The sequence below is a fragment of the Pseudomonas sp. W2Aug9 genome, assembly GCF_023127755.1.
Classification (GTDB): Bacteria; Pseudomonadota; Gammaproteobacteria; order Pseudomonadales; family Pseudomonadaceae; genus Aquipseudomonas; species Aquipseudomonas synxantha_A.
Genome location: NZ_SPKL01000005.1, coordinates 1 through 9,315, shown reverse-complemented (window position 1 = coordinate 9,315; position 9,315 = coordinate 1). Strand labels below are relative to the sequence as shown.

1 protein-coding gene is annotated in these 9,315 nt (G+C 64.3%); it reads right to left on the bottom strand.

What is annotated here, in order from left to right:
• On the bottom strand, positions 1-9,315 hold a 9,315-nt coding region (locus E3O56_RS03150; RefSeq protein ID WP_248127831.1), incomplete at both ends, for an SDR family NAD(P)-dependent oxidoreductase.

The following is a 9,315-nucleotide window of genomic DNA, read 5'->3' as shown; positions in this document are numbered from 1 at the left end:
ACAGGGCTTGGGTGGTCTGCGGTGTGGGTTGGTCGAACAGCCCGGCTGCCTGCAATTGCACCAAAAGTACCTGGCATTGCGGCAGTCGTTCGCGCTGTGCGTCGCGGCGGTATTTGTCTTGCAAGGCCGCAGCGTGCGCACCATCGGCAGCTACCCACTGCGCCACATCAGCCTCAATGTGCAAAGGCCCGTTGGCTACCATTGCCTGGCTGACCCACTGATCGGCCTCGGCATTGCCGTCCAGGGTGATCGGCCGCAACGTCTTGATGAATGCCATCTGGTCCAGTGGGCTGGCCAGCAACGTGCGCACCGCCTGCATGGCCTCACGCGGCTCGATGGAGCCAATGCCTTCACGCTCCATGCGTTGCCGGTAGGCCGCTGACGACACCACGCCGATGCTCCCCCAATAGCCCCAGTTCAACGTTTTGACCGGTACCGACCCGCTGCTTCCCCAGCGCCGCGCCAGGGCATCTTTGAACACGCACCCCATCGCGTAGTTGGCTTGCCCGGCATTACGCGTGAAGGCGATCAAGGACGAAAAGAACAACACGAAATCCAGTGCCTGGCCACCGAACACCTGGGCCATGCGTACACTGATATCGACTTTGGCCTGCAAACTGCGCCGCAGTTGGTCTTCGCTCATATTCGCCAGGCTGCGATCGTCCAGCACGATGGCTGAATGCACCAGGCCATCGATACGGCCGAAGCGGCTCAGGATCTGCTCGCAGGCTTGTTGCAACTGCCCGGCATCTGTGGCGTCGACGCTCATGTAAAACGGACGTGGGCCGTGCAGCGCAACCTGATCAAGGGCTGCCTGAATGGAAGCATCCAATGCCCTGCGCCCCAACCAGACCACCTGGGCGGCGTGCTCGCGAGCCACGCTTTCGGTCCACACCTGGCCGATGCCGCCACTGCCGCCAATCACCACATACACGCCGTTGCTGCGATAAGCCGGCTGCGCGGACGCCTGCGGCCGATGAAGCAGCAACTGCCGGCCCTCCCAGACGCCATCGCGCAGGCGCCGCGAGGTATGCGCAGGGTCAACGGGCATCACCGCCAAATGTGTGGGGGCCAGACGCTCCTGATGCGCCAGGTCTACGGCCTGTACCGTCCAATGCGGCATCTCCTTGGCGAGACTGCCCGCCAGGCCGTGGACGGCGGCGTGTACGGGTTGGGCGTCATGGGGCGTCCAAGCGTCGCGAGTCACCACCACATAATGCAGCGCACGCTTGTCAAACCCGCAACGCAGCAACGCTTGCACGATACGCAGCTGCTCCAGGGCGCACGCGTGCTGTTCATCGATCAGGCATTCATCGCCCGCGTGCCGGGCGGCACTCGGTGGGATGACTAGCACCAGGCGATCGAAGGCCGGCAACCCCTGGAATCGCGTCACCCACTGCTCGACACTGTCCGAGGGTACCGACGCACAACTGAGCAACGGCCCCTGCGCGCCCTCCAGGCTGCGCAGTTGCGAAGCATCGGCACCGATGACCAGTGTGGCCGTCGGCGAGGCAGTGACGGCCTGCATGGCCAACGGGCTCCACTGCGGCACCAGTAGCACCTCGCCAGCCGGCAGCCCGACCTCTTCGTCCCCCTCGACAAGCCCCCCATTACCGGGCGGCGCCCACTGTCGAACCTTCAGGCCGCGCAGGCTGGCGCACAACCAGCCGAGCTCATCGAACAACTCAAGGTTATAACTCTCGCGCTGTGGGTCGCGGTTAACCTGTACCCACATGCGCGGTTCACACGCAGCAAACACCTGCAACTGGTCCAGGGCGAAAGGCACTTGCAGTAGTGCGCTTTCGTCGCTCAATACGCGCGTCGCTTGCAGCGCCGCATCCAACATTGACGGGTGCAGGCCGTAACTCGCCTCGAACGGCTGCGCTGCAGGCCACTCGATCAGGGCCAGGGCGTGCCCGTCGCCCACATACACCGCGCTGAGGCAACGGTGCGTTGCGCCATAATCGATGCCCAGGCCTGCATAGGCGTCGTAGAGCTGCCCGGGATTACGCTCATGGAAGTCGGCGCTGCTGCGTAGCCGCGCGAGCAAGGCGGGTAGGTCCACCTGGGGACGGGTCGGCATGGGCACCTGTTCAATGACACCTCGTACGTTGAGCGCCTGTGCCTGGGCGCCGCTCGTGGCGATCTCAAAACGCACACGTACGGTGTCATCGGGAAACAGGCGTACCCGCAGTTGTGCATCGCCGTCTTCCAGCACCAGGGGGGCCAACCACACCACATCGCTCAGGCGCACCAAGGCGCCCTGCTGGTCAGGCGTGGCCACCGCTACTGCTGCTTTTCGCGCCAGTTCCAGAAACGCGGAGCCCGCCATCATGGCCTTGCCTTGGACGTGATGATCGGCGAGAAAGCTGTCTCGCCCACTGACCTGGCAGGTAAAGCCCAGGCCCGTCAGGTCGGAACAGTTGAGCACGCTGAGCGGTGCCGCTTGCACACCGGGGCTGCGAGGGTGCTGCTGGCCGATATCGGAATTGATCCCCGTGTACCAAAAGCGTTCGCGGGCAAACGGATAGCCTGGCAAGGAAATGATCCTGCCCCAGCGTCCGGGCAACAGCGCCTGCCAGTCGATATCGCCGCCGCTGACCCACAGTGCCAACAGTTTGTCCTGCTGCCCGGTGGCCGCCCATTGCGCAACCATGGCCGACAGATCGTCTTCGCCCAACAGCCGAACCAGCGGGTTCTCATCCTGCCGGGCCGACCCGACCTGCACACGCCCGGATGTCAGCGCCCCTTGCAGATACTCGCGCAAACACGCCTGCACATCGTCGATAGAATGTGCCAGGAACCCCAGCCGCGCGTTGAGCGCTTCTCGACCGGTTTGCAGGGTATAGGCCAGGTCGTGCAGGGACAGGTCGTGCGCTTCTGGCGCGGCGCAAAATGCCAGGAGGCGCCGGGCCGAGGCTTGCAGGCGCTCGGCGTTGGCGCCGCTCAACAGAACGGCCACCGGCAGTGGCTGCCGGCTTTGCGACTCAGGCTGCGTCGGCGCCAGGTATTCCTCGATGATCAAGTGTGCATTCGAACCGCCGGCGCCGAAGGACGATAACCCGGCCAGGCGTGGGCGCTCCTCGGTGACGCCCTCTACGCGGCGCACCCGTCGCGGCCAGGGCGCCAAGTGGCGCTGGACTACGAAGGGTGACTGGGCAAAATCGATGGCCGGGTTGAGTACCTCACTGTGCAGCGAAGGCACCAACTGGCCCTTTTGCATTTGCAACAGGACTTTGGTCAGGCCGGCGATGCCGGCAGCGCTTTCGCAATGACCGAGGTTGGATTTGACCGAGCCCAACGCGCAGAACGCTGTCTGGTCGGTGTAGTGCCGGTAAGCCTTGGCCAGGCCCGCCAGTTCGATAGGATCGCCCAGGGCCGTACCAGTCCCATGGGCCTCGACATAGCCCACATCGGCGGCGTCTACGCCGGCGGCGGCCAACGCCTGGGTGATCACATCGGCTTGGGCATTGGGGTTGGGTACGGTGAATCCATTGGCCTTGCCACCATGGTTAATCTGGCTGCCACGTATCACGCCGTAGATACGATCGCCATCGGCCACCGCCTGGCTCAAGGACTTGAGCAAGACCGCACCGACCCCCTCGGCCGGCACATACCCATCGCCGCCCTCACCGAAACTCTGGCAGCGCCCCTGGCTGGAGGCAAAATTCCCCTGGGCCAGGCCCAAGTATTTGTTGGGGTGCACGCTGACGTTGACGCCGCCTGCCAGTGCCACGTCGCAGTCACCGCTGCGAATGCCCTGGCACGCCAGATGGATCGCCGTCAGCGACGCCGAACACATCGAATCCACAGCCAGGCTGGGACCACTGAGCCCGAGGCTCCAGGAGACCCGGTTGGCGATCGACGCACTGCTGCCGGACAACGCCATAGGGCGCCCCCGCAAGGTTTGCTCGGCACCGAACAGTTGGTACTCCTGGTACATGACCCCTACATAGACACCGGTGCGCCGCAATGCACCGGGGCTACGCAGGCCCAAGGCCATGCCGGCATCCTCAAAGGTCGCGTAGGCGCACTCCAGGAACACACGCTCCTGAGGGTCCATGTATTCGGCGTCGTGGGGTGAGATGTTGAAAAACAGCGGGTCGAACTTGTCCACGTCATCCAGGAAGCCTCCCCACCGACTCAGGGTCTTACCGCCGGGCAAGCGTCCCGGTTGCGCCAGGTCGCCCAGGCTCCAACGTTCGGCCGGCACTTCAGTGACACAATCGACACCCTCGGCCAGGTTACGCCAGAATGCCTGCAAGTCCTCAGCCTTGGGGTAGCGGCCGCTGAGGCCGACAATGGCGATCGGCTGCGCGAGCGAGGCGTCCGGCAGTGCGTTCACGGGCGCTACGGGCGTCGACTCGGCGACCGTAGGAGCCGGAGCCACGGGCCCACTACCGGCCAGTTCGCCGAGCCGCTCGGCATGCCTGCGCGTAAAGTAATCGGCCAGCTCTTTGATCGAGCTGTGTTCAAAGAACAAGGTCTTGGATAAGGAGCCAAAGGACTTTTCCAACTCGGCGGTCATCTGGATGACCATCAGCGAGTCAATGCCGTAGTGTTCGAAATGCCGGTCATCCTGGAGCTGGGCCGGGCTGACCCGGGTCACGGTCACCAACACGGTCCTGAGCAGTCCGATAATGAAATCCCTGGCGTGTCGGGTCTGGCTGTCGTCGCGTGTATCCATGGCGGGAGTCTTCTCCGTCAAATCGGTAAGAGGCGGCTGCACGATATGGTCGAGCAAAGCCTGGAGGCATTCGCAGCGCAAAAGGCGGGCGCCCTGCCCTGCCAGGTCACGTGTCTCGCTCAGGCGCTGCACCAGGGCCTGGCGCATAGGCAGGTCGAAGCCGTAATCGGCAAACGGCTGCTGCAGGTCAATGTCAGCTACGGGCACGCCGGTCAGCGCTGCCACGTTGGCCAGCAGCCACTGCTCGAGCGGCTCGACACGATGCGTCGTCGGCGTCAGCAGACGCCGCACACTCGATGCAACGCCGTAGTGCACCAGCGTGTTCGCCTGGCGGTGCTTGAACGCCTGATAAAGCGCGTGCAACCCGACGTCGCGTGGCATAGGCAGAAGGCCCCAGGCCTGCTTGAGCAAGCCCAGGGACAACGCATCGATACGCATGCCGCCGTCGGCCCAATATCCCCAATCCACAGCCATGCTCAGGCCGTGTCGCAGGCCCTGCTCGGCTTGACGTTGGCGCGCGCGCACGACCCCATCCATAAAGCAGTTGGCCGCTGCGTAGTCGGCTTGACCGACATTGCCCAACTGCGCGCTGATGGACGAAGACACCAGGAAGAAATCGAGCGCCACCTCAGCGGTGGCCGCATCGAGGTTCAACACGCCCTGGACCTTGGGCGCAAACACCTCGCGCACGTCTTCGGCGGTCTTTTGCAACAGGTAAGCGTCGCGTGTCACCCCCGCGTTATGCACCACGCCATCCAGCCGCCCATAACGCTCAAGGATCCGTTCGACCAGGGCCTGGGTGGCCAGCCGATCGCTGACCTCCAGGGTGACCACTTCGACCCGCGCCCCACGCTCACGCAAGCGATTGAATGCGGGGTGTAAGTGCGCCAAGCCCTCTAGCGTTGTTGGCCGATGCGTGGCCAGCACCAGGGTCGCCCCGGGTGCATGGCGGAAAATCTCTTCGGCCAGCACCTGGCCCATGCCGCCTGCGCCCCCGGTAATCAAATAGACCCCGGTCGCCTTCCAGGGCACAACACCGGGGCCGCTCGGCAACTGGCGCCAGACAAAGCTCTGCCACTGCCCGTCACACCAGCGTAAGCGTGGATCGCCCAGGGCCAGCGCCTGATTCACGACATTCACAAGCGACGCCGATGGCGCCTGGATCTCCACCAGCAGGCACTGGACCGTCAGCGCCGGGTTCTCCAATGCCGCCGTTTCGAGAATAGCCGCCAGGCCTTCGAAAAGTGCCCAAGGCCCATGTGGCTCCACCAGCAGTTGCACGTGCAACGGCCGGCCGTCAGCCTTGCGCAGGTGCGCCTGCAAGTGTGTGATCAACGAAATCGCGGCCTGGGTATAGCCCTCGCCCACAGGCCATTCACTCTCCACCAGCGAATGCCAGGGCAAGCCGTGCAGCGCCTGCTCCATCAGCAGTCGCTGCGGCGCGGCGGCCACCATCAACAGGCGCTCTCCAACAGAATCAGGTAACGCCATGGTGGCCTCGCGAGGCTGCCAGTCCCCCGTCCACAGGGTGCTCTCCCCGGCATCCAGCGAAGTACCGCCGGGATGCTGCGGTGGCGGTAGGGCGCGAAAACTCAACCCCTGCAATTGCGCACAGATCGTGCCGTTGGCATCGGCCAGTTGAATATCCACGGCCGGAACGCTCGCCCAACCTGCCGCCTGGCGGCGCACTGCATACGCCCATACCGGTTCAGCGGCACTGAACACATCCAGGCGCTCCAGGGAAAACGGCACCAGCGCCCGCGGCTCCGGCCAATCGCGCGCCAGCCAGTGGGCGGCGGCCTGCAGCGCCGAATCAGTCAGGCCTGGTTCGAGCAGCCAGCCGGTGTTGGGGGTCGCACCGGGGTTGCGCGCCAAGCGCACCAACAGTTGCTGCGGATGGTCGATATCGGCGCTGGCGGCGTACTCCACCAGGCAGCGAAAATTCACCCCGTAATCCACCCCCAGGCCAGTGAAGTGCCGGTAACAGTCATGTGCTGAATGAGGTGCCGTTCGGCAGGCCTCACGCAGGGCGGCCAGATCAAGCGCAGCGGGTGCGGTGGCCGGCGCAGCGTAGTGGCCGGCGCAGTGCACCTGCGCAGGGTGCCCGGAGTGGACCTCAACACCGCCAAGCCCTGTGTGTCGGCTCTGAACATCGAGTGTCACCCGTACCTCGACGGGCTCCGAGACCACGCGCAAGGGTGCCTGCCATACCAGGTTGATCAGGCTCAGTGGTGTCAAAGGTGTATGTGCAGCACGTGCAAGGGCGAGCACCTCCAGAAAAGCCACCCCGGGCACCACCGGCTCGCCGTTGATGCGGTGTTGATCAAGGAAGTATTCGTCACCCTCCAGGCGCAAGACCATGGCCGCCCCGTCATTGGGCATCATGGCGGCCGACAGCGGATGGGTAGCCTTGTCCTGGGCGGGCATCGCCTCCACTACCCAATAACGCTCCCGAGCAAAGGGGTAGCCCGGCAGGGGCATGCGCTGGCAATCCAGGGCGTCGAACAGCGGTGCGAAGTCCACTGCCTGGCCGGCTGCCCAGGCATCGGCAAATACAGCCAACTGCTGCAAGTAGTACAGAGACTGACCCGTGGCGCGAGCAGACAAGCCTTGCAATCGGCGCTGGTGTGCTTCGGCCAGATCGGCCGTGTCAGCCGGCATGCCTCTGCGCAGCGCAGCGATCAATTCGGCGCGGTCCGCGACCACAACATGGAAACGCTTCTCGAAACGCTGGCGCCCGGTGAGCAGGCTGTAGCTCATGTCTACGACTGCGAATGACGCGTCCCGCTCACATAACGCCAACAGGTCCGCCATGCGCTGGTGCAGTTGTTCGCGGGTGCGTGCATCGAGCACGATCAGTACCGCCGGCACCAGACTGGCCTGGTGGACGCGCAGGGGTGGCTGCTCCAGGACCATATGGGCATTGGTGCCGCTGAACCCGAAAGAACTGATCGCGGCGCGGCGCGGGGCCCCGTCAATCGCGGGCCAATCGCCCAGGTGCTGATTGAGGAAAAAGGGGCTGTCGGCGAAATCGATGGCCGGGTTGGTGTGTTGGAAATGCAAGGACGGCGGCAGTTGCCGATGCCGCATCGCCAACAGGACCTTGAACAGTCCTGCCATGGCGGCGGCGGTGGCGGCGTGCCCCATGTTCGACTTCACCGAACCGATCGCGCAGTAACCCTTGCGCTGGGTGTAACGGGAGAACGCCCCCTTGAGCGCCTGGAATTCGATCGGGTCACCCAGGCGCGTCCCGGTGCCATGGGCTTCGACCAACTGCACGGTGGCCGGGTCAATGCCATAGCGTGCATAGACCGACTCATGCAGGCGCTGCTGGGACAACGCGCTCGGTGCAGTAATGCCATTGCTGGCGCCGTCCTGATTGATACCTGAACCGCGGATCAACCCATGGATGTGATCGCGATCAGCCAGGGCATCGGCGAGGCGTTTGAGCACCACCGCGCCTGCCCCTTCGCCAGGGACGAAGCCGTCCGCCCGGCTGTCGAAGGTATGGCAGGCGCCAGTGAGCGACAACATGCTTGCCCGGTTGGCCTTTTGGTAAAACGCAGGTGTGGACTGAATGAAAACCCCACCCGCCAAGGCCACCTTTGTATCGCCGGCAAGCAGGCTCTGGCAGGCCATGTGGATGGCCACCAGCGCGCTGGAGCAAGCGGTATCGATGGTGATGGCCGGCCCTTGCAAGTCCAGGTAGTAGGCTATGCGTGCCGGCACGATCGAGGGGGCATTGCCCCAGAACGACTGGGGTGGCGGCATGTCATCGAACAGCTGGTCATAGTCGCCCTGTTCGCACCCGACGTAGACACTCACCTCGGCGCGGCGCTGTTCGCCCAGGCACCCGGCATCGGCCAGCGCGTTCCAGGCTTCCTGCAGGAACAGACGTTGCTGAGGGTCCATATAGGTCGCCTCAAGAGGCGAAATATTGAAAAACAGTGGATCAAACTCATCGATCCTCTCAATGAAGCCACCGCGGTCGCAGCCCTGGTCTGCGCCGGCATAGCAATGCCGAGGGTCCCAACGTTGCACGGTACTGACCAGGTCGGCACCAGCCGCCAGGTGCTCCCAGAAGGCATCCAGATCTCGGGACTGCGGGAACCGTCCACTGATACCGACAATGGCAATGGCTTGGTCATCAACCGCTGGCTGTGCCGGCTCGCCAGTCGGCGGGGTTACCGGCAAGGCGTCCGTAGGCTCGGTTGCAGGCGTTGCGAACTGCGGGTATTGGCCCAGCATGTAGTCGACGAGCCGGTTGATACTCGGGTAATCGAAGAGGCACGTCGTGTGCAGGTCAATTGCCAGGCGTGCATTCAGCTGGCGAACCAGCGCCACGCCAGTGATTGAGTCCACGCCGTAATCGGCGAACGGTTCATCGTCGCGAATGTCGCCCAGTTCAAATTGCAGGCTGCTGGCGACCAATTCGCGTACCGATGCCAGCAGCAGGGGCCGCCCATCCTCGGCGCGCCTGGCAGGCGCTGACGCTGGCGCGTGACTCTCGGCCGAAGGTGCAGGCGTTGCCTGCGGTTCCCGGGCATGGCGCACCACTCCATCACTGCGCGCCATCACCACTTGCTGTCCCAGCCCATGAAACGCCTGGCACGGGAACATCACCCCGC